Source organism: Pedobacter indicus, assembly GCF_003449035.1.
In the GTDB taxonomy this organism is placed as follows: domain Bacteria; phylum Bacteroidota; class Bacteroidia; order Sphingobacteriales; family Sphingobacteriaceae; genus Albibacterium; species Albibacterium indicum.
On record NZ_QRGB01000001.1, the window covers coordinates 1,366,994 to 1,387,411 of the forward strand.

At 40.7% G+C, this 20,418-nt stretch carries 22 protein-coding genes and 1 tRNA gene; 12 read left to right on the forward strand and 11 right to left on the reverse strand.

Annotation, left to right across the window (positions count from 1 at the left end; genetic code table 11):
* Positions 1–133: 133 nt before the first annotated feature.
* Positions 134–1,294 (reverse strand): Na+/H+ antiporter NhaA, encoded by a 1,161-nt coding sequence (gene nhaA / locus D3P12_RS06170; protein WP_118194159.1) that lies wholly within the window; start codon positions 1,292–1,294, stop codon positions 134–136.
* A 122-nt stretch (positions 1,295–1,416) separates the two neighbouring features.
* Between nhaA and D3P12_RS06175 the strand changes: the two genes are divergently transcribed.
* Complete coding sequence (locus D3P12_RS06175; RefSeq protein WP_118194160.1) at positions 1,417–2,259, forward strand: helix-turn-helix domain-containing protein; 843 nt, start codon at positions 1,417–1,419, stop codon at positions 2,257–2,259.
* A 31-nt stretch (positions 2,260–2,290) separates the two neighbouring features.
* Here the strand turns inward: D3P12_RS06175 and D3P12_RS06180 are convergent, their stop codons facing one another.
* Positions 2,291–2,950 (reverse strand): DsbA family oxidoreductase, encoded by a 660-nt coding sequence (locus tag D3P12_RS06180; protein ID WP_118194161.1) that lies wholly within the window; start codon positions 2,948–2,950, stop codon positions 2,291–2,293.
* A 212-nt stretch (positions 2,951–3,162) separates the two neighbouring features.
* Here D3P12_RS06180 and D3P12_RS06185 point away from each other — a divergent pair, with 212 nt between their 5' ends.
* Positions 3,163–4,317: a glycoside hydrolase family 172 protein gene (locus tag D3P12_RS06185; protein ID WP_118194162.1), complete on the forward strand. Its 1,155-nt coding sequence runs from the start codon at positions 3,163–3,165 to the stop codon at positions 4,315–4,317.
* Positions 4,318–4,372: 55 nt separating this feature from the next.
* On the opposite strand, the gene D3P12_RS06190 is transcribed toward D3P12_RS06185, so the two are convergent.
* The 4 genes from D3P12_RS06190 to D3P12_RS06205 all read right to left on the reverse strand — a co-directional run bounded on the left by D3P12_RS06190 (position 4,373) and on the right by D3P12_RS06205 (position 6,398).
* The gene (locus tag D3P12_RS06190; RefSeq protein ID WP_118194163.1) at positions 4,373–4,774 is read right to left on the reverse strand and encodes a lipocalin family protein; all 402 of its coding nucleotides are present in this window, start codon (positions 4,772–4,774) and stop codon (positions 4,373–4,375) included.
* Between the two features lie 34 nt (positions 4,775–4,808).
* On the reverse strand, positions 4,809–5,543 hold the full coding sequence (locus tag D3P12_RS06195) for a DUF3784 domain-containing protein (RefSeq protein WP_118194164.1): 735 nt from the start codon (positions 5,541–5,543) through the stop codon (positions 4,809–4,811).
* A gap of 114 nt (positions 5,544–5,657) precedes the next feature.
* Complete coding sequence (locus tag D3P12_RS06200; RefSeq protein WP_118194165.1) at positions 5,658–6,083, reverse strand: OsmC family protein; 426 nt, start codon at positions 6,081–6,083, stop codon at positions 5,658–5,660.
* Positions 6,084–6,098: 15 nt separating this feature from the next.
* Positions 6,099–6,398 carry a GNAT family N-acetyltransferase gene (locus D3P12_RS06205; protein WP_118194166.1) on the reverse strand — a complete coding sequence of 100 codons (300 nt, stop codon included), beginning with the start codon at positions 6,396–6,398 and terminating at the stop codon, positions 6,099–6,101.
* A gap of 234 nt (positions 6,399–6,632) precedes the next feature.
* Between D3P12_RS06205 and D3P12_RS06210 the strand changes: the two genes are divergently transcribed.
* Positions 6,633–7,154: a DinB family protein gene (locus tag D3P12_RS06210; RefSeq protein WP_118197000.1), complete on the forward strand. Its 522-nt coding sequence runs from the start codon at positions 6,633–6,635 to the stop codon at positions 7,152–7,154.
* A gap of 116 nt (positions 7,155–7,270) precedes the next feature.
* On the opposite strand, the gene D3P12_RS06215 is transcribed toward D3P12_RS06210, so the two are convergent.
* Positions 7,271–7,344, reverse strand: a tRNA-Ile gene (locus D3P12_RS06215).
* 64 nt (positions 7,345–7,408) lie between these two features.
* Here D3P12_RS06215 and D3P12_RS06220 point away from each other — a divergent pair.
* On the forward strand, positions 7,409–8,038 hold the full coding sequence (locus tag D3P12_RS06220) for an HAD family hydrolase (RefSeq protein WP_118197001.1): 630 nt from the start codon (positions 7,409–7,411) through the stop codon (positions 8,036–8,038).
* A 3-nt stretch (positions 8,039–8,041) separates the two neighbouring features.
* Here the strand turns inward: D3P12_RS06220 and D3P12_RS06225 are convergent, their stop codons facing one another.
* Complete coding sequence (locus D3P12_RS06225; RefSeq protein ID WP_118194167.1) at positions 8,042–9,250, reverse strand: proline dehydrogenase family protein; 1,209 nt, start codon at positions 9,248–9,250, stop codon at positions 8,042–8,044.
* Positions 9,251–9,320: 70 nt separating this feature from the next.
* Here D3P12_RS06225 and D3P12_RS06230 point away from each other — a divergent pair, with 70 nt between their 5' ends.
* Positions 9,321–9,527 (forward strand): RNA-binding S4 domain-containing protein, encoded by a 207-nt coding sequence (locus tag D3P12_RS06230; RefSeq protein ID WP_118194168.1) that lies wholly within the window; start codon positions 9,321–9,323, stop codon positions 9,525–9,527.
* A gap of 25 nt (positions 9,528–9,552) precedes the next feature.
* Complete coding sequence (aroB, locus tag D3P12_RS06235; RefSeq protein WP_118194169.1) at positions 9,553–10,611, forward strand: 3-dehydroquinate synthase; 1,059 nt, start codon at positions 9,553–9,555, stop codon at positions 10,609–10,611.
* Here the strand turns inward: aroB and D3P12_RS06240 are convergent.
* Together D3P12_RS06240 and D3P12_RS06245 are read right to left on the reverse strand one after the other, a co-directional pair.
* Complete coding sequence (locus D3P12_RS06240) at positions 10,606–12,471, reverse strand: TonB-dependent receptor plug domain-containing protein (RefSeq protein ID WP_118194170.1); 1,866 nt, start codon at positions 12,469–12,471, stop codon at positions 10,606–10,608. The two genes, aroB and D3P12_RS06240, sit on opposite strands and share 6 nt — an antisense overlap.
* Positions 12,472–12,521: 50 nt before the next feature.
* Positions 12,522–13,382, reverse strand: coding sequence for a zinc dependent phospholipase C family protein (locus D3P12_RS06245; protein ID WP_118194171.1), 861 nt, complete (start codon positions 13,380–13,382; stop codon positions 12,522–12,524).
* A 139-nt stretch (positions 13,383–13,521) separates the two neighbouring features.
* Between D3P12_RS06245 and rpsT the strand changes: the two genes are divergently transcribed.
* Positions 13,522–13,776, forward strand: a complete 255-nt coding sequence (rpsT, locus tag D3P12_RS06250) for a 30S ribosomal protein S20 (RefSeq protein ID WP_118194172.1) — start codon at positions 13,522–13,524, stop codon at positions 13,774–13,776.
* 103 nt (positions 13,777–13,879) lie between these two features.
* Here rpsT and D3P12_RS06255 read toward each other — a convergent pair whose 3' ends face one another.
* Positions 13,880–14,728 carry a 3-keto-disaccharide hydrolase gene (locus tag D3P12_RS06255; protein WP_118194173.1) on the reverse strand — a complete coding sequence of 283 codons (849 nt, stop codon included), beginning with the start codon at positions 14,726–14,728 and terminating at the stop codon, positions 13,880–13,882.
* A gap of 101 nt (positions 14,729–14,829) precedes the next feature.
* Here D3P12_RS06255 and radC point away from each other — a divergent pair, with 101 nt between their 5' ends.
* The 5 genes from radC to rny all read left to right on the forward strand — a co-directional run bounded on the left by radC (position 14,830) and on the right by rny (position 20,416).
* Complete coding sequence (gene radC / locus D3P12_RS06260) at positions 14,830–15,534, forward strand: RadC family protein (protein ID WP_118194174.1); 705 nt, start codon at positions 14,830–14,832, stop codon at positions 15,532–15,534.
* Positions 15,535–15,601: 67 nt separating this feature from the next.
* On the forward strand, positions 15,602–17,992 hold the full coding sequence (gene pheT, locus D3P12_RS06265) for a phenylalanine--tRNA ligase subunit beta (protein WP_118194175.1): 2,391 nt from the start codon (positions 15,602–15,604) through the stop codon (positions 17,990–17,992).
* An 11-nt stretch (positions 17,993–18,003) separates the two neighbouring features.
* Positions 18,004–18,312: a hypothetical protein gene (locus tag D3P12_RS06270; RefSeq protein ID WP_118194176.1), complete on the forward strand. Its 309-nt coding sequence runs from the start codon at positions 18,004–18,006 to the stop codon at positions 18,310–18,312.
* A gap of 33 nt (positions 18,313–18,345) precedes the next feature.
* On the forward strand, positions 18,346–18,636 hold the full coding sequence (locus D3P12_RS06275) for a cell division protein ZapA (RefSeq protein WP_118194177.1): 291 nt from the start codon (positions 18,346–18,348) through the stop codon (positions 18,634–18,636).
* A gap of 226 nt (positions 18,637–18,862) precedes the next feature.
* Positions 18,863–20,416, forward strand: coding sequence for a ribonuclease Y (gene rny / locus D3P12_RS06280; RefSeq protein ID WP_118194178.1), 1,554 nt, complete (start codon positions 18,863–18,865; stop codon positions 20,414–20,416).
* The last annotated feature ends 2 nt before the right edge of the window (positions 20,417–20,418 follow it).

Below are 20,418 nucleotides of genomic sequence, written 5' to 3' on the forward strand. Positions count from 1 at the left end.
CTCCCAGTATCAACTCGTACAAACCATCGGTTTTAACGGGTTGGCAACGGGAGCACTACGGGTTGACAACGGGTTCACCCTAAACAAGGTCATTACGAAATTAACTCGTTTTGTCTTATACAAAGTGTCGCGCTTAGGTTTTTTTAGTTTTTGCGTTGTTTAATATTGTATAACCAATAATTCCCGAAAGGAGCGAAGCTATCAGAATTGAGAACTTAGCTTCGGCAATCAGCGACTGGTCATTAAAAGATAGAAGAGCTATAAAAATTGCCATCGTAAAACCGACGCCTGCCAGGGATCCTATGCCGATAATGTGTTTCCAGTTAGCGTGGGCAGGGAGCTGAGCGATATTGAGTTTTGTTGCTAGTTTAGACATTAGCAAAATACCCACCGGCTTGCCGATACAGAGACCCGCAAGGATACCCAAGCCTAAAGGTGATAGAAGGCCATCTAGCATTGTGCTTTCAAAGCGGATATTGGTGTTGGCCAAAGCAAATAACGGGACGATTAAGAAGTTTACCGGGGTAATGAGGGCATGTTCTAGTTTGAGCAAAGGAGATGTCTCCTTATTTTTATCACCCAGTGGAATGGTCATCGCTGTAAGGACACCAGCGACAGTAGCATGTATTCCTGAATGATGAATAAAGTACCAAATGAAAAGTCCGGGTATCAGGTAGAAAACTAACGAACGTATTCCCATTCGATTGAAGAGGATGAGCAAGAGCAATATTGCACCAGCATAGCCTAAATAGCTAATTTGCAGTTCCGCAGAATAAAAGATTGCGATAACGAGAATGGCGATCAAGTCATCGACAATAGCCAAGGCAGCGAGGAACACTTTCAGCGAGGAAGGGACTCTTTTGCCTAGCATAGCAAGGATGGCAAGAGCAAAGGCAATATCCGTGGCCATTGGAATTCCCCAACCAGAGGCAGTTTCTGTACCGGCATTGGTAAGGAGGTAAATGCCTGCTGGAATGAGCGCCCCACCAAACGCACTAAGGATAGATAAAGCCGCCTGACGAGGCGTAGACAGTCCGCCATTGACTACCTCTCTTTTGATTTCCAGACCGACCAGGAGAAAAAAGATAGCCATAAGTCCGTCATTAATCCAAAGCGCTACCGAATATTTGAGGTGTATCGCCGGGCTTTCAAATCCTAACGGCAAATTAAGGAGCTTTTCAAATGAGGCCCCCCATGGAGAATTGGCAATAAGGAGTGAAATAATGACACAAAGAAAGAGGATAATCCCCCCGCTTGATGCTGAGTTGAAGAACTGCTGAAATATTTTTCTCATTATAGAATATCGAAGTTTGTTTTTACAAAGGTATAGCCAGAAGAAGGGTGGCAAAAGTAAAAAATGGACATATCGGCTCTTGGGAAGCCTGTTATGAGCTTTTTACCGTATATTTGTAGGTAATGCCTATCAAGTTATTGAGAAATATAAAATTAAATCGTTTTACCTTCTCGAAAAGTCAGGAGGAAAAAGGTGTGCTCGGTCAGCAATTCTCCGGTAAACATGTTCTTGGAGCGTACGTCTTTCCGTGTAAGGATTTAAAATCTAATCAACCGCTTTTTAACGATGGTTTTCCTTCGCTGATCTTTATGCCCCGATCTACCGATCATGTTCGCTTAAGAAGAAAAAAAGAGATTGCCCATTTAAAATCGGCTTGGGCTTGCTGCGGTGTTATTCAAGATACGCATTGGGAGATTCCGGAGGGCCTTGAATATATTCTTGTTTTACGCTTCAATCCCTCGTCTTTTTACTCCCTGTTTAAAATTGATCCGATGGTTTTCCGGTCGGCACCTGTTTGCAGTTTTCAAGATTTGGTAAGTGCAGAATGGTCATCGATGATAAATGAGATGTATCAGAAAGAGGGTGTTTCAGAAAAGATCAGCTTCTTAGAAAGTGTGCTATCCGAACAGGACACAGATGACTATTTGCCTTATTTTTTACAGGCTGCAATTGATCATATCGAACTGCGTAGGGGGAATACGACAGTATCAGATGTATTAAAAGCGCTGGGTGAAAAGGTAAATCATAAATGGTTGCAACGTAACTTTGTCAAATACCTGGGCATCTCACCAAAAAAGTACATCTCCCTTCAACGTTTTATATACGCGTATGGAAGGTATGGTGAAAACAAGAACCCGGATTTACTCGATACGGCTCTTCATTCAGGTTATTATGATCATAGTCACTTCTATAAAGATTTCAAACAATATATCGGAATAACCCCTTCCCAGTATGCATGGGATTAGTTATGAACGACATTGGCGTCTGTGGAAGCGATTAACGAGTTGATCCAGGTTTTTCTTGCCATTCGGAGAATGATTTAGTCAGTGTGCTTAGAAAAGTCTGCACCGGCTGTGCTCCAGAAATTGCATATTTTCGGTCGAATACAAAAAACGGCACTCCCGTTACACCCAGAATTCGAGCTTCCCTGATGTCCTCTTGCATTAATTGATGGTATTCTTCATTCGTCAATGCTGTTTGTACTTCTGTTTCATCAAGTCCGATGTCTTTACCTAACTCGGTTAGCGTTTCAGTGTCAGCAATATTTTTTCCTTCGGTAAAATAAGCATAGAACAAACGTTCTTCGATTTCATTACCCAGGTTCTTCGTTTTGGCAAACTGTATTAATCGATGAGCGTTCTGCGAGTTAGCCATTACCGCCTTTTCGAAATGATAATCCAATCCGGCGGCGCTCGCTGTTTGTGTCACACTTTCTAGCATTTCATCTACCTGATAATGACTCATCCCTTTTGTTTTCACCAGATAGTCTTTCATGCTCTCGCTGCTCACTTCTGGCGCAGAAGGATCTAATTGAAAGCTTTTCCAAATTATCTCTATTTGATTTTTATCAGTGAACTGTTCCATTGCCTTCTCCAGATTCCGCTTTCCGATGTAGCAAAATGGACACATTACATCACTCCAGATTTCTATTTTCATATATTCTATTATTATTTACTATTGCCTAAAGTTAAAGATATCACTATTTCTAAATTATCCAAGTCCCCAATCCGGTTTGTGAGCCGATAATAAGTGTTGTATTTCTCCGCGAATATAAAGAATGGGTATTTGAAAAAATGTAACATAAATATTTTTCTGTTTAAACGGTTAAGCGTATCTTGGATGTCAGAAATCTACCAAGGTAAACTTAAATGAATGACAAAATCAACAACAACATTAGTCGACGTAAAGCGCTTACTGCTGCTGCTTCCCTAGCTGGATTGTCGGTAGTACCTTCATTCGCGCAAGAGACAGAGAATGCACAGGCAGTTTATCGCAAAAAAACTGAAGCGGCAGATTCGCGACTTTATACTTTACGTAGCCAGGTTTCCAGGCAGTTTACGACTTTTAATGAAAAAACGAAACAGAAAGCGATTCCGATTAAGCCTGGAGGGAAAGTTGTTTTAGTTGAGCATGACAAGCCTGGTATTATCAGTCGGATGTGGATTACCTTTTCGGGATGGTTTTGGGAAAACTGGGATCTGAGTGAAGAAAAATGGCCTGATCCAACTATTTTAAAGAAGTTGGTATTACGGATCTATTGGGATGGGAATGAATACCCCTCGGTAGAAGCACCGATGGGGGATTTTTTTGGTATCGGTCATTGCGAATTTAAACATTATGTGTCTGACTACCTGGGAATGTCAAGCGGGGGTTTTTACTCTTATTTCCCGATGCCCTTTGAAAAGATAAAGATCGAAGTCGAAAATTTTCATGACAAAGTAGAACCACATGTTTTCTTGAATGCAAACTATCAGGAAATGCAATCTTTACCCGCTGATGCCGGTAGGTTTCATTGTTTATATAATGCCGGAACGAATGAGGGTCCGGATCCATTGACCATTGTAAAAACGAAGGGGAAAGGTCATTTTGTAGGTTGTTGTTTGTCGATGCAAAGTTGGTTGCCAAATTATATGGGTTACTTAGAGGCGCCTGAATACTTTTATATTGATACGGAAGATAGGACGAAAGCCACCATCGTAGGGACGGGCTTAGAAGATTATTTTAATGGGGGATGGTATTTCAGAGATGGGGAGTTTAACGCTCCATACCATGGAGTACCTTTAAAAGATCCGCTCCGTTCGATGATAAGTATGTACCGGTTTCACAACGAGGATGCAGTCTGTTTTGAGGAAAGTATAGAAATGGCATTTATCAATCATAGACCATCCCGACCCTTTAAGTTTTCTTCAACTGCGTATTGGTACCAAAACACGGCGGCGCGGTTAGCATTTCAATTGCCACCAAAAGATAAGCTTGTGGACTGGTACCGGATTCGGGATACAGATCACCAGTCTATTCCATAGGGAACAGTCTGTCTTATACCCACTGTCCGAGCGACTATAATTGGTTTGTAGTACACTATTGTTTTTTGTATTTAGCTCTACAAGGTTCGATGCAAGGGTAATTAATAATTAATATATCTCGGTCGTGTTCAAATGAATAGTTGCTGTATTCTGGGTCTAGACAGTCAGGAGAGGTAAATGTCGAATCAGCAATCGAATAAGTTCCTGAACTCGGACTGTCTGAATTCATTGACATATCACACAATCTACCATTTGATGTGATTATTCCGTTATTCTTAAAACTTATAATTTTATCACTCTCCACAGCAGTAAATGTCCCGCTTCCGTCGCCTGGATCAGCTAAAACTTCGATCAACTTCCAGTCGCCGATCAGTTCTGTGTTGTGAACAGTTTTGTCATTCTTGTCACAGGAAGCCAAAACTCCGATGATCGCCAATGTTAAAATAATTTTTTTCATAATGTCTTGTACTTTTGGTTTTGCACTGATACCGTTATTTCTTATAAACGATGTTGGGTAAAATTTTTCTTATTTCATCTAGTATTTGTTCATTTGATTTATCTTTTGCGGAATAATAAATTTTCTTACCGTCAGTCTTAGTAAATAGAATAATAGGTTTGTTGTCCGAATTCAAAATCAGTTTTACTATTTCTCCATTTCTTGTTTTGAAATAACCTTTATTTATTGTTCCAAGTGCAAATCCATTTGTCTTTAAAGTGATTTCAGGCAATTGTTTGATTAGCTCAACGCTTTGGATTTCAGCTTCAGTTAACCTCTCTCCATAACTTCCTCTAAAAGATATGCTCTCAGAATCAATGCTTATTTTGTTTTCTTTAAATGCATACCCTAAAAGCCAGACAACAATGAGTAGTGTGAATATGAGTACAACAATTCCTATTTTATTCCATTTTTCACTAAGTCCTTTCGAATATTTTGAACTTGTTGAGATAAAATAGATATAGGCGACAATGGGATAAATCCCTAAAAATATTCCGCCGGCATTGTCGTCGACAAAATATACTAAGATAGACCCAAGCACCGCAAAGGATATTCCTAAGAATATATGGAAATTTCGGAAATAGGGGATATATGCATGAATGTCCACCTTCTTTCTATCTTGTTCGTTCATTGTGTTGTAGCCCGAAAGAAGGTATTTGGCGTTATTTTCGGTGAGAATAAATCCAATTGCAACAAAAAGCAAACTCGTTCCGATAATTACGTAAATCATATTTTTAAATTTTGCGTGACATTAGCATTAGTGAAACTGTTTCACCAATTCAACGTTTAAATGCATTTCGATTTATAACTACGTAAAGATATTGAAATTTTGATTTGTGAGGAATTATTGGTCGTCCGGTGTTTCGATCGTAACATTCCCTTTCAGAATTTTAGAGATCGGGCAGCTTCCAGAAATTTCTATTCGCCGTTGTTTAAGCTTATCGTCTACTTCCGTATCACCGAAGGAAATAGATTTATCGATACGGGTTGTGATTTCGCCGGTTCTACTGTTAATCCGTTGACCGAGATTTGCTTCTACTGTAATTTCAGGGATATTAAGTTTTTTGTGGTCGATATACATTCTCAATGTTGCTGCAGTACAAGCCACTAGTGAAGATAAGAGTAAAGTGTGAGGATCTGGACCTAGATCTTTCCCTTCAATTTTTTCGGGCTCATCGGTAATGAATTCACCGTTTCGCCAGTGAATGGAGGTCTTGTATTTTTGTTCTCCGATTATAGCCTTTACCGGCTTTTCCATGATGTATTTCATTTCTTAGCGCTCGTTTTAATCTTCTTTTTTAAACCATATATCTTCATATTCCTCAGGTTGACGCTTGAACTGTGCATGCACGAAAGGGCAGAGGGGGACTATTTTTAAGTTGTTCTCACGTGCATAGGATACCAGTTCCGTTAATAGTAATTTTGCAAATCCGCGACCTTCGTATTGTGGATCGACTTCAGTATGGTATACGGTTAGTCGAGGTGCATGTACTGAAATATCCATTTTTCCCGCTTTGTTACCATCTGAGGATAGTTGAATTTCTCCGCGGCCTTTTTCTTCTAATATTACTTTTGTTGTTTCCATATCAGTGAGGGTAATGATGTTTGTTATTGAACAAATCTATGGGGATGAAGTTTCGATACGATGCACTTAAGTTAAGAAAGAATGTTCGGGTGCTTCTTATCTAAAAAGTTGAAGAGTCCATGAACTTTTTTTTATATTAGTTTGATAGAAGCTGATATAACGGTTATCATAACAGTAACGCAGGATACTAAAACAAGCGAGAACGATAGACGAACAAGTAAAACCTCAAAATCAATGAAAAGATCAGACATTACAGAACTTCCAGACTATTTCGATTATTATATCAATTTGAATGAGGATATAGAGCTTACAGAGGCTTTCGATCAAAGCTTGAGGCAAATTGATGATGTCGACATTGAAGAATTAAAACGTATTGGATTAAAAGTGTATGCGAAAGGGAAGTGGACAGTCAATCAAATAATACAACATCTGACCGATTGGGAACGTATTTGGTGCTATCGGACAATGCTTGGTGCTCGTCAAGAGGGCTCGCTCCCAAGTGGAAATGACCATATTGCTATGGCCGACAATTCAAATGCGAATGATTTAACAATGGAACAGCTGCTTGCAGAACTCCGTGCAGTTCGTGTGGCGACCAAAGCGATGTTTGACACTTATAATCATGAAACACTTTCAGCAAATTGCAGATTCAAAGACACTCAAATGTCTGTTTTTGCGATGGGTTACAATATTATCGGGCATCAACTCCATCATTTCAACATTATTCAAGAGAGGTATTCTCCGCTAGCGGATTGAAAATATAGATAACATATTTAGGTCGCTTATCGCAAAAATAGCTTTCATGTTCCGTACCATCCGCCTTTTAGCCCATATAAAAACCCTGTAAGTTAATTGCTTACAGGGTTTTTCAGTGCGCCCACCTGGGCTCGAACCAGGGACCAAAAGATTATGAGTCTTCTACTCTAACCAACTGAGCTATAGGCGCGGCAATTCTTTTTGGGTTTTGCGATTGCAAATGTACATATTTGTATGTAGATATTGAAAAAAATATGCAAAATATAAAGAATATCATCTTCGATTATGGTAATGTAATTTTTGAACTGGATTTTCAGAAATTGGAACAGGCGTTTAAGGATATCGGGATTCCGGATACGGCTTCGTTTTTTACGCATAAAGTGCAGAATGAGCTGTTTGATCAATTGGACCTGGGTTCTATCAGTCCGGCAGAGTTTAGAAATGAGGTGCGACGGATAGCTGGAAAACCGGATCTGCTGGATGATGATATTAACAATGCATGGAACGCGCTTTTGGTGGGTATCGCAGAAGGCAATCATGACGTGCTATTGGAAATGAAGGATAAGTACCGGACTTTTTTGTTGAGCAATAACAATGAAATGCATTATGATTATATTATGCGATACCTGAAAGATAATTTCGATCTGGATGATAATTCTTCATTCTTTGAAAAGGATTATTACTCACATCTGATGGGGATGAGGAAACCGAATGCGGAGATTTTTGAATTTGTGTTGAATACGCACGGTTTGGTGCCTGAAGAGACCTTGTTTATCGATGATAGTCCGCAACACTTGGAGGCGGCAAGTAAGCTGGGAATAAAAACGGCTCTGGTGGAGAGACCAGAGCCGTTGAGAAATATTGTTGACCGCTTGGGCTTGTAACAGCTAACGGTTTTGTTTACGTCTTTTGATTTCTTTGGTGATTAGACTAAGCTCACGACTGGTTTGTCCGGCTACAGAGGTGTTCTCTTGCGCACGACGTATCAAATAGGGCATAACGGAGACAATGGGACCGTAAGGCATGTACTTAGCGACGTTGTAGCCGGCTTCAGAGAGGTTAAAACTCAAATGATCACTCATCCCTAATAATTGGGCGAAATAGATATTTGAATGACTGTGCTGGATAGCACGCTTGTTCATTTCTTCTGCTAGAAGATTAGAGCTTTCTTCGTTGTGGGTGCCAGCCATAAAGGCAATCCGGTCTAGATGATCTAGGCAGAAGATGATGGCTGCATTGAAGTCTCTGTCTGATGCGGCTTTGTTTGGTTGGATAGGCGATGGGTAGCCTTTTTCTTCTGCGCGTTCGCGTTCGATCTCCATATAAGCACCGCGAACGAGTTTTGCCCCGAGATAAAAACCTGCAGTTTCAGCAAAATAGTAGTCTGCTTTGAGAGAGGCTAGCTTATCGTGACGATAGAGCTGGTAGGTATTGTAGACGATGGCTCTTTCACGATTGTATTTTTGCATCATCTCTCTGGCAATGTCGTCGAAAACATCTTGAGTCCACGAAAACTCTGCATCGATTAGAACTAATAGATTAGTTTCATAGCAGCTTCTGCAAATCCGGTCGATGCGTTGTTTGATGCGTTCGAACTCTTGTTCTTCGGAAGGGCTTAGCTCTTCTTTATTATTAACCTTTTCGAATAGTTCGGTTCTTCCCAATCCGGTTGGCTTGAATACGGAGAACGGGATATTGGGGTCATGTTTTGCCCGTTCGATAGTTCTTAGAATCTCTTGACAGGTTTCGTCAAAATCGGCTTCTATGTCTTCGCCTTCAACGGAATAGTCAAGGATGGTGTGCACATGGTATTCTGCAAGCGAATTGATGGCTTGTTCACAGTCTTCGATGGTTTGTCCGCCACAAAACTGGTGGAAAATGGTTTTCTTGATAATCCCTTTGATGGGTAACCCGATCCGTAAAGCTAGATTAGCTAGAGGACTGCCTACTCTAACAAGCGTGTTGCTTGAGATTAACTTGAATAGCCAGTAGGCTTGTTTAAGATCAGCGTCTGTCTTGCTCTTGAATGCAATTTCGGTATTGTCGAATGACAAGGCTTGCTTGCTTTCTGGAACCGCTGAAAGGTGTGTTTTCATTGGACAAAGTTAAAAATAAATTGGTTTAAAATAGTGAGCGATTTTAAGCGTTTTTTGTAACTTCGGCGCTATGACTGAATTTAAAATTGATTCTGAATTTATTCCCTTGATTTCTTTATTAAAGGCTACAGGCTTGGTGGAAAATGGCGGCGAGGCACAGGCTGTAGTGACGGAGGGTTTGGTGAAACGCGATGGTGAAGTAGAACTGCGGAAGCGCTTTAAAGTGAGACCTGGGATGAAAGTAGAGTTTGCAGGACACACAATCAAAGTGATATAAGCGAATTAAGGTTTTGACGATAAATATGGAAAATATACAAAGCATAGGTTATTCGGTTGTTTTTGACGATGATTTTAAGCATCTGGGCGATTTGTTGGCCGAAAGGAAATATGATAAGGTATTTGTGTTGACAGACCGGAATACTGGTGAGTTTTGTTTGCCGGTATTGACTAAATTGATGCCGGCTGATTTTAAATATGATATTATTGAGGTTGATCCTGGGGAGGAAAATAAGAATATTGATTTCTGCATTGGGGTTTGGAAGATGTTGCTTGATTTTGGTGCAGAGAGAAATTCTCTGATGATTAATTTAGGCGGTGGAGTAGTGACCGACCTGGGTGGCTTTGCGGCTTCGACTTATAAGAGAGGGATAGACTTTATTCAGGTTCCGACTAGCTTGTTGTCCCAGGTGGATGCTTCAGTTGGGGGAAAGACTGGCATCGACCTGGATTCGGTTAAGAATATTATAGGCACGTTTACTCAGCCTCAGGCGGTGTATATTCATACTGAATTTTTGAAAACGCTGGATCAGAGGCAGCTTGTTTCTGGCTTTGCTGAGATGATTAAGCATGGGTTTATTTTTGATGCTGACTATTTCCAGGCATTGAAAGCTTTCGATTTTGAGAATCCGGATGCTGGGTTGATTTACCGCTCTGTGGAGATTAAGAATGAGGTGGTGACAGAGGACCCAAAAGAGAAGGGTTTGAGAAAGATTTTGAATTTTGGACATACCATTGGCCATGCGGTGGAAACTTATTCGATTGAGAATGATGCGGAGCCTTTATTGCACGGGGAAGCAATTGCTGTGGGGATGATCTGTGAGGCTTTTCTTTCGCATAAGCATAATGGATTAAGGGCAGAGCAGTTGGAAGAATTGGTTCAATATATCCGCTCTGTATTTCCAAGTTATGAATTAAAATCTGCGAGCTTTGAGAGTCTGTTGGAAATCATGAAGAATGATAAAAAGAATGTGGGGGGGAGAATTGGTTTTGCTCTGTTGCAAGAAATAGGTAAATGCAGCTTTAACTTATATCTTGAAGAGGATAAAATTAAAGACGCATTTACCTATTACCAGTCTTTATAAACTGACTTTTATACCGAGGTTATACCATCTTCCAGGCATAGGCGTAGCAGCTACTTCGATGTATTCGGTATCGAAGAGGTTGCTCGCATTCGCGAAGATAGCGTAGGAGCGCCAGTGATAGCTGACTCTGGCATCGGTAATGAAATAGCTTTTGTAATTGATGCGTTCTTGAAAACGCTCGGTTAGGGTTACGTTAAATCCTTCATAGCCAAGTGTTGCTTTTGCTACTAATTGATGACGCAGGCTTTCGATAGCGTATTTGGATAGATTAGATTCAGGATCTTTACTTTCTAGAACCGGATCAAGATAGGTGTAGGAAAGACCGGTCATTAAATTAATGCGATTTAGCTGACTGCGATAATCGATGCTCATGTTTAGACCATTCACCGTATTCTTGAGAAAGTTTTCGGAGCGCCAAGGTTGTTCCTCGTTTAAGCGTACCCAATCGATAAAGTCATCTACCGAGCGATGGAAGTAGCTTGCGTTCATACGGACTTTATCGTTGTTATATTTGATCCCTCCTTCAGCATACCATGATTTTTCTGCCTCGAGGTTTTCATTGCCGACATTGCTGGGGGTATCGTAGTATAAGTCGGTTAACGAAGGAATTCTCTGACCGGTACCGGTATTAACATATAGATTCCAGTAAGAGTTGATGCTGTAGCCTAAATCTAAACCGGGGTATACCTGCCAGCCGAATGCGCTATTGTAGTTGACATAAGCGCCGGCATTGATCTGAAAGTCTTTGATCTGTTCGGTTCCGAATTCAGCATAGATCCCAACATTTTTACGGGTATGGTCGCCGATGTTGGAGCTGTTGATCTTTTCAAAGCGTGCTTCTGCTCCAAAACCAAAATCACCAAAGTCGGTCCGGTAGTTTGCATTTAGCTCCGGACTGAGTACATGGGTGTAATGTTGGTTCCTGGCGGTGGCAAGGTCGTTTCGATAAAAACGATAGTCGTCATAATTGTAACGATAGTTGATTCTTGGGGATATGCTTAGCCGATCATTTACTTGATTGGAATAGGTGACAGATCCGATGCCTGTCTGAACAATTTCAAGTGCTTCTTTGTCAATGGGCGCAGCGTAATAACCATTAGCTCCAAAATTATTGTAAATATAGCCGGCCATGATAGATAGACGCTCACGCGGGCTTAACTGCACGTTGCCTTGGTAAAACAGTTTGTGATTTTTAAAGGCTGTATTATAGCGGTGTCCAGAACCACTTTGAAGATCGCCGGAAAGGAGATGATTTTGGTTTTCATCGGCATAGCTTCCGGCTATTTGGATGCCTTTTGATGAATAAATTTTATCAGGGTTTTCTTCGTTGTCTTTAAAATTGGTTCCGGTGTTGGCCTGAGCTTCGATTCCGGTTCGGTTGGGTTTGACAGTCACGATGTTGATAGCACCGGTAAGGCTGTTGATTCCGTAGATTCTGGCGGCTGAGCCTTTGAGTACTTCAATTCTTTCGATGATGCCGATTGATACAGGAAGGTTCATGGTGTTGTGCCCCGTTTGGGGGTCGACCATCTTTACGCCGTTTAATAAGATGATCGTTTGCTCGAAGGTTCCGCCATCGATGCTGATGTCAGTTTGTGCGCCCCATGGACCTCGTTGTCTGACGTCGACTCCGGAAACATAGCTTAGGAGCTCGTTTACGGATTGGACAGGGAGTGTCTTAATTTGTTCTTTGTCAAGAATGTACACATTTCTGTTTTGGCCTGTAACGGGTAGCTGTAACCTGTTTTCGGTGATGACAACTTCATTAAGTGTCTGATCGTTCGTGTCTGAGCTAATCTGTGCCTGTGCTGCAAAAATAGGAGCAGAGGCTGCAACGGTAAGGAGTAGTTTTCTTATCATAAACAAAAAATTGAGCGCCAAAAGTAAGAATATTTTCCACAAATGGAACTCTATAGATCAGGTTGACCGGCGTCGACCCAGGCGGTATACCAATAACTGCCGATGGAGAGGATAGAGGCCTGCATCTGTCTTTCGACCATTCCGCCAAGTGCTTCGTGATAGCTACGGGAGTAATTTTTTGAGTAGGTTCGGATCAAAATATTGTTTCTGGTTTCATAGATAAACTTCTGATCGGGAGCTGTGAGACTGTCCAACTGTTTTTCGATGTGCAAGAGCGTATCAGTTAATAATGAGCTGCTTTTGACGATATCCCATGCGTGAGATAGGGGTTGTTCGATATAAGAAGCGCGACCGACGAAGTAATTGTATTCATGAGCAAAGAGTTCGGGTAGTCTGCTTTCCCAAAAGCCATGAATGCCTTCTTGCCCACTAAGTTGTCCATTGTAGTTTTCAGTAGTGTGAAGCGGTGAATGTGCATCAGCGATGTAATGACCGATATCTGCCGAAATTCTTAAAATCTGATTGATATTTTTTTCTTTGAAAGCTTCGACCAATTGATAATAGCTGAGGTGAATTTGCCAGGGCACGATGCCACGCTTGCGCAAGCTGTCTTCAGAGAATTTTGCCACCGCCTCATCCCACCGTTTGGGAATGCTTTCGAAGGGGTCGGGCCCGTAGGTATCAATATCAATAAAATGACGTTCTGCCTCGCCCGGACTGACATAGCGCCTTTTATCGGGATTTACGGAATTTTCGCTTATATACTCGATGTTGTTTTTGTAAAATTTTGATAATGAGCTGGGTAAGGTGTATACGGCAGCACGGTTAATAATTCGGTGAGCGTGAAACCCCCATGAACTTAATGTTGTGATTAGAAAAGCTGCAAAGCCATAAATAAACAAGTATCGCATCTTCCAAATTTAAAAGACACTAACATAGCAAGCCGGCAGCAATTTTCAAAAGAATAAATTTTTAAAAAGTTTGATAATTTAAAATGTTCACGCTATATTTGCAGTCCGAAAAACATAATTGGATAAACTAAGCTAAAAAATGGCAAATCATAAATCAGCGATAAAGAGAATCAGAGCAAACGCTGCGAAGCGCTTAAGAAATCGTTACCAAGCTAAAACAACTCGTAATGCTATTAAGAAGTTGCGTTCAACTACTTCTAAAGAAGAGGCAGTAGCACAATTACCAGTTGTTGTTTCTATGCTAGATCGTTTGGCAAAGAAAAATGTTATTCATAAAAAGAAAGCTAGTAATAACAAATCGCGCTTAACCAAATTTGTTAATACCTTATCATAAATCAATTTGATTGGATATTTAAGAGATTAAATACAAAACAACAAAAAGGGCTACCGAAACGGTAGCCCTTTTTGTTGTTCGTTGATTCTTTTATTTCTTAGTCCTATTTCTTATTTCTTAGTTTGGACAAGACTTCATCCAGTTTTCTTTTATCTGCTTTGTAGGGTTCAAGATTAACTATTTCTACTTTGCGGTAATCAACAGGGTGGCTTTCACTTTGTAAATAGATGTAGCCTGACGATAGGGGTTTTCCATCTTCCTTTACTTTTTCATCGAAAAAGTCAACACCTCCACCGCCGATTTGAGGCTTCTCATAAGTCAGGACGGTATCGCCTTCGATTATGTGATGCACAACGGAATCGCCTAAAACCAGAAATTCGGCTTGTACCCATTGGTCGCCGTGATAGGTTTTGCTGCTCGAGTTGACACAATGAGGTGTGTAAAGTTCACCGTCGAGTATAACATTGGTGCCCGGAGTGCATAGATTACCTGTACTGCGCTTGTTCGTGCCGTCGCCTCCTAAAAATTGGCCTTCAATGGAGATTGGAAAATCTTGATTCTTTAGCATGGTATAGGGATCCTGGCCGTGTAGCATAGCGCCACTGTTGCGAAACGCCCAACCAGGTCCGCCTGCAACCTGTTCTCCGTGAAACCGGTATTCCACCCTCAGTAAATAATAGGAGAATGGTTCTTTATAGGCAATATGACCATATTTCTCATCAAAATTTTCGTAACCGTCATAGGAAATCCGTAAAAGACCGTCTTCTACGCGAAACGTATTACCAAAATTGTCATTCACTTCGTGTTTGTTGATTTTTATGACCCAGTCATTCAGGTCTTTCCCATTAAATAGGCTGATCCATTGAGGGTCGTCTGATTTTTTTGTATTGCTTATACTAGCGCAAGCTGCTAAGGTAACGGTAACCGCAAGTAAGAGTATTGCTTTTTTCACACAGAATAATTTTGGCGTGAATATATAGATTTTGATACTTAATTCCGGCTAATTGTCAGAATTTCCTTTTGATGCTTTACTTGGCTATATTCGTCAGCATAATGGAAATTTATGATAAACACCAACATTTGGCTATCCATAGCTGGGCCGAAGAGGACAGGCCAAGGGAAAAGCTGTTGACACAGGGTCGGCGTGCGCTGACTGATGCGGAATTGATAGCGATTTTGATTGGGAGCGGTTCCAGAAATGAGTCTGCAGTGGAACTGAGCAGAAGGATACTGTCAGAAGCGAACCATGACTTGAATGAGTTATCGAAGTTTACTGTTCAGGATTTGTGTAGATTTAAAGGCATTGGTGAAGCGAAGGCTATAACTATTGTAGCTGCTTTGGAATTAGGGCGTAGGAGACAAGAAACACCGCTTCATGAGCGTAAGCAGATAACAAGCAGTAGGGACGTGTTTGATGTCTTAAAGCCGAAATATTCTGATTTGAATAATGAGGAGTTTTGGATTTTATTGTTAAATCAGGCAAATCGAGTTCAACGAGTCCATCTGATTAGTAAAGGCGGTAGGGCAGGGACCGTGGTGGATGCGAAATTGGTGTTTGAGGCGGCGCTTCAATATAAAGCGACTTCTATTATTTTAAGTCATAACCATCCGTCGGGTAATCTAAAGCCGAGTGAACAGGACAGGGTACTGACAAGAAAAATAGTAGAAGGTGGTCGATTGTTGGATATTAGGGTGTTAGATCATTTGATCTTTGCAAATCATTCCTACTACAGTTTTTCTGATGAAGGCGAACTATAGATTCTGCAAACTTAGCGCGAATTTATATCTTTGCACATCATCAATATAACAATAGCACCATACTCGAATGAGAATATCATATAATTGGCTCAAAGATTTTATAAAATTTGATCAATCGCCTGAAGAACTATCTGAAATATTAACCAATATCGGTTTGGAAGTTGAAAGTCTCGAAACCGTTCAAAGCATTCCTGGCGGACTGGAAGGTCTAGTGGTTGCCGAGGTTTTGACGTGCGAACGACATCCGAACGCAGACAAACTGAACCTGACGACTGTTAACAACGGTTCAGAAATATTGAACGTGGTATGCGGTGCGCCCAATGTTGCGAAAGGGCAAAAAGTTGTTTTGGCGGGTGTTGGCACAACAGTTTATCCGGTGGAGGGAGAGCCATTCAAAATCAAAAAAGCTAAAATCAGAGGAGAGGCTTCAGAAGGAATGATCTGTGCGGAGGATGAAATTGGCTTAGGTCAGTCACATGATGGAATTATGGTATTACCGGATGAGGCAGTGGTGGGCACCCGGGCGAAGGATTATTTCGGATTGCAAGATGATTATGTATTTGAGATAGGCTTGACTCCCAACCGTGCGGACGCAGCATCACATATTGGGGTTGCCCGCGATATTGCAGCCTATTTAAGAAGAAAGGTGTTGTTGTCAAAGGTTGTTGATATTGAGGAAGGTACGCCAAATATTAAAGTGACAGTAGAGGATAGTACTGATTGTCCAAGATACAGCTCTACAACGATTGAAGGAGTTACGGTAAAGGAGTCTCCACAGTGGTTGAAAGACCGATTAGCGAGTATTGGGATTCGTGCTATCAATAATATTGTAGATATTACAAACTATGTATTGCATGAGCTGGGTCAACCTTTACATGCTTTTGATGCCGAAAAAATAAAAAACAGGCATATTGTCGTAAAAACGCTCCCACAGGGAACGAAATTCGTCACGCTGGATGAAGTAGAAAGGGAGCTGACGGATGAGGATTTAATGATTTGTGACGAAGAGAAACCACTGTGTATTGCGGGTGTGTTTGGTGGGCTTTCCTCAGGAGTGACAGCAGACACGACGAGTGTCTTTTTGGAGAGCGCCTATTTTAATTCGGTATCGGTACGAAAAACGTCAAAACATCACGGTTTGAAAACCGACGCTTCGTTTCGTTTTGAAAGAGGTACGGACCCTGATATTACGGTATATGCATTGAAGAGGGCTGTGAAGTTGATTCTGGAAATTGCCGGAGGAAAGCTTGTTGGTGGTCTTTCAGATGTTTACCCGAAACCGATAGAGCCGTTTAAAATCTCTGTAAGTTATGCACGCGTGCGTAGTTTAATAGGAAAGGATATTCCGAGTGCGGAGATTAAATCGATTATCGAGGCGCTAGATATTAAAGTAGTTTCAGAAAGTGAGGATGGGCTAGAGTTAGAGGTGCCTCCATACCGGGTTGATGTAAACCGTGAAGTTGATATTATTGAGGAGGTCTTAAGGATCTATGGTTATAATAATATTGAAATTAAACAGCAGATAAAAGCGTCTCTGAATACATCTCCAAAACCTGACAAGGATGCGGTACAGGATCAAATTTCAGATCTTTTAATTGGTAATGGATTTCATGAGATATTGAACAACTCATTGACGAAATCTGCCTATGCGACTGATTCTGACCGGGCTGTCAAGATTCTAAATTCGTTGAGCAGCGATCTGGATACGATGCGCCAAAGTTTGTTGTATTCAGGGCTAGGTGTGATTGCCTATAACCAGAAAAGAAAGTACCCTAATCTTAGGCTATTTGAATTTGGGAATGTTTACTTTAAAGAAACTGAAGGATATGTTGAAAATAAACATTTGAGCTTGTTTATGACGGGTAACCAGGAAAGTGAACAATGGAACGCCACGTCAGATAAAATTTCATTCTACGATATGAAGGGTGTTGTTGACGGTCTCCTGGCGCGTTTAAAACTGGATGTACTTCAGGTTAGAGACTTAACAGCTCCAGGTTTGTCTTACGGACTGACCTATCACAGGGGCGATAAGGAATTTGTGAACTTTGGTGCGGTAAGTAAAGAGGCATTAAAACTGACTGATGTGCAAGGAGAAGTGTTTTATGCTGAGTTTCATTGGGATACAATTCTGAAAGCGATTCGAAAAAATAAGATTGTATACAAAGAGATTTCAAAATTCCCATCAATGAGGAGAGATTTAGCAGTTTTGATTGATGAAGGTGTGAGTTTCGCATCGTTGAAGGAGCTCGCGGAGAAAACTGAACGTAAATTACTGAAGGAAGTTAACGTCTTTGACGTATACAAGGGAGATAAACTTCCGGAAGGCAAAAAATCATATGCCTTGAGTTTTGTGTTTCAGGACGAGGAAAAAACGCTAACGGATAAGCAGATTGATTCCATCATTCAGAAATTTATACGTAACTTTGAGAAAGAACTCAATGCTGAAATAAGAAAATAATTGATAGAGATATGCCAACTGTTTCTGCACAACTAGATCGAATTGTTGATCGTTCTGCTAAGATGATTGACCTGTGTGTTACATTACAAGAAGAGAATGATTTATTAAAATTGGAAAATCAATCCTTACAGGTAGCGGTAGAAACTAGTACAGAAAAGATTAAGAGCCTAGAAGAAAAGGTAAAAGCACTCGGTGTTGCACGCACATTGGATGGACTAAATGAGACGGCTGAATTATTAAATGAAAAAAATCTTGGCATAAAGCAAAAAATTGACGATTTTGTGCGTGAAATTGACAAGTGTATTTTGTTATTAAAATAAAGACGGCAGATTGCCGGCGAACAAGGCTCGAAAATGGGAGAGATTTCCATAAAAATAAATATAGCAGATCGGATATATCCTCTTCGTATTACAACAGAAGAAGAAGAGATTATAAGAAGAGCTGCTAAGCTAATAAACGATCGCATCAAGGAGTTTCAGGAGAACTACGCGGTGCGTGACAAACAGGATTTGCTTTCGATGTGCGTGTTGCATTATGCAACTGCGTCATTGAAGGCTGAGGAGGCCTCTAAACACGAGGATAAAGATGTTGCGAAAAAGGTTCAGCAACTGGACGAAATCCTGGCAGATTTCTTTAGCGAATAACGTTCTTTAAAATAGAGCCATAAAAGTTTAGCCGCAGTTAAATGTAGGTTTTACTATTAAAAACTTAACGCTTCAATATTACATGCGTGAAAATGAGATGTATTCAATTTGACTCGTTCATCTAGAAATGATCAAAACGCAAATCCTGTAAATGAGAAGTTTTTAATACATAAGACCTTAAATTTACTGTGGCTTTTTTTGTTAGGAACTTAATATAATAATCAACATGGAAATAATACTATACATAATTTTAGGATTGATAATAGGGCTCGTGATAGGTCGTTACCTGCTGAGAAAGGTGTTTAGAAAGCAGGAAATAGCTGTTCAGAATAAAGCTAAAAAGATTTTGAAGGAAGCTGAGCAGGACGCTGAGCATTTGAAGAAGAATAGATTATTGGAGGCGAAGGAAAAGTATCTGCAACTAAAATCAGAGCATGAAAAGGAAATCAGCCAGCGTAATAATACGCTAAATCAGCGTGAAAACAATTTGAGGCAGAAAGAGCAAAATGCTAACCAAAGATTGGAGAAAATAAACCGGGAAAGCCAGGAACTAGAAAATAAGCGAAAAAATTTAGAGCGCTTGACTGAACTTAATGAGAAGCGGCAGGAAGAGGTTGAAACATTGAAAAATCAACAAATAAAACAATTGGAATCTATCGCTGGATTGTCTGCGGAAGATGCCAGAAATCAATTAGTTGATAATTTAAGGGAAGAGGCAAGGACAAAGGCTTTGAGCCAAATTAAAGACATTGTTGCCGAGGCAAAGTTGACAGCAAGTAAAGAAGCAAAGAAAATTGTCATCCAGACGATTCAAAGACAGGCGAGCGAAAGTGCAATTGAAAATACGGTTTCTATTTTCCATATTGAAAGCGATGAAATTAAAGGTCGGATTATTGGTCGTGAAGGTCGGAATATTCGTGCTTTGGAGGCTGCTACCGGTATTGAGATTATCGTAGATGATACGCCTGAAGCCATTATCTTGTCAGGCTTTGACCCGGTTCGTAGAGAAATTGCCAGATTGGCTCTGCATAGATTGGTTACCGATGGACGTATACATCCGGCTCGTATAGAAGAAGTTGTAGCGAAGACTAAAAAGCAGATTGAAGAGGAAATTGTAGAGATAGGGGAAAGAACCGTAATTGATTTGGGAATTCACGGTTTACACCCTGAACTGATCCGTATGGTGGGAAGGATGCGTTATCGTTCTTCTTATGGTCAAAATCTTTTGCAGCACTCTCGTGAAGTGGCTAATTTCTGTGCGACCATGGCTGCAGAGTTAGGTCTGAATGTAAAGCTTGCCAAACGAGCTGGGTTGTTACATGATATAGGTAAGGTGCCAGATGATAATCCTGATCTACCGCACGCATTACTTGGTATGCAACTGGCTGAAAAGTATAAAGAGCATCCGGAAGTTTGTAATGCAATTGGAGCACACCACGACGAGATTGAAATGACTTCATTGATTTCGCCAATTATTCAGGCATGTGACTCGATATCGGGCGCTAGACCGGGTGCGCGGAGAGAAGTGGTTGAAAGTTATATTAAGCGATTGAAAGATTTGGAATCACTGGCTTTGTCATATCCGGGAGTAGAAAAAACGTTTGCGATTCAGGCGGGTAGAGAGCTAAGGGTAGTAGTGGAGAGTGAAAAAATATCGGATGCTCAATCAGAGATTCTAGCAGCTGATATTTCTAATAGAATTCAGACGGAAATGACGTACCCTGGACAGATTAAGGTTACTGTTATCCGGGAAACGCGCTCGGTGTCATTTGCTAAATAAAA

Coding starts and splice junctions, on each gene's coding strand:
- nhaA (WP_118194159.1), bottom strand. CDS start 1,294: ATGAGAAAAATATTTCAGCAGTTCTTCAACTCAGCATCAAGCGGGGGG.
- D3P12_RS06175 (WP_118194160.1), top strand. CDS start 1,417: ATGCCTATCAAGTTATTGAGAAATATAAAATTAAATCGTTTTACCTTC.
- D3P12_RS06180 (WP_118194161.1), bottom strand. CDS start 2,950: ATGAAAATAGAAATCTGGAGTGATGTAATGTGTCCATTTTGCTACATC.
- D3P12_RS06185 (WP_118194162.1), top strand. CDS start 3,163: ATGAATGACAAAATCAACAACAACATTAGTCGACGTAAAGCGCTTACT.
- D3P12_RS06190 (WP_118194163.1), bottom strand. CDS start 4,774: ATGAAAAAAATTATTTTAACATTGGCGATCATCGGAGTTTTGGCTTCC.
- D3P12_RS06195 (WP_118194164.1), bottom strand. CDS start 5,543: ATGATTTACGTAATTATCGGAACGAGTTTGCTTTTTGTTGCAATTGGA.
- D3P12_RS06200 (WP_118194165.1), bottom strand. CDS start 6,083: ATGAAATACATCATGGAAAAGCCGGTAAAGGCTATAATCGGAGAACAA.
- D3P12_RS06205 (WP_118194166.1), bottom strand. CDS start 6,398: ATGGAAACAACAAAAGTAATATTAGAAGAAAAAGGCCGCGGAGAAATT.
- D3P12_RS06210 (WP_118197000.1), top strand. CDS start 6,633: ATGAAAAGATCAGACATTACAGAACTTCCAGACTATTTCGATTATTAT.
- D3P12_RS06220 (WP_118197001.1), top strand. CDS start 7,409: ATGCAAAATATAAAGAATATCATCTTCGATTATGGTAATGTAATTTTT.
- D3P12_RS06225 (WP_118194167.1), bottom strand. CDS start 9,250: ATGAAAACACACCTTTCAGCGGTTCCAGAAAGCAAGCAAGCCTTGTCA.
- D3P12_RS06230 (WP_118194168.1), top strand. CDS start 9,321: ATGACTGAATTTAAAATTGATTCTGAATTTATTCCCTTGATTTCTTTA.
- aroB (WP_118194169.1), top strand. CDS start 9,553: ATGGAAAATATACAAAGCATAGGTTATTCGGTTGTTTTTGACGATGAT.
- D3P12_RS06240 (WP_118194170.1), bottom strand. CDS start 12,471: ATGATAAGAAAACTACTCCTTACCGTTGCAGCCTCTGCTCCTATTTTT.
- D3P12_RS06245 (WP_118194171.1), bottom strand. CDS start 13,382: ATGCGATACTTGTTTATTTATGGCTTTGCAGCTTTTCTAATCACAACA.
- rpsT (WP_118194172.1), top strand. CDS start 13,522: ATGGCAAATCATAAATCAGCGATAAAGAGAATCAGAGCAAACGCTGCG.
- radC (WP_118194174.1), top strand. CDS start 14,830: ATGGAAATTTATGATAAACACCAACATTTGGCTATCCATAGCTGGGCC.
- pheT (WP_118194175.1), top strand. CDS start 15,602: ATGAGAATATCATATAATTGGCTCAAAGATTTTATAAAATTTGATCAA.
- D3P12_RS06270 (WP_118194176.1), top strand. CDS start 18,004: ATGCCAACTGTTTCTGCACAACTAGATCGAATTGTTGATCGTTCTGCT.
- D3P12_RS06275 (WP_118194177.1), top strand. CDS start 18,346: ATGGGAGAGATTTCCATAAAAATAAATATAGCAGATCGGATATATCCT.
- rny (WP_118194178.1), top strand. CDS start 18,863: ATGGAAATAATACTATACATAATTTTAGGATTGATAATAGGGCTCGTG.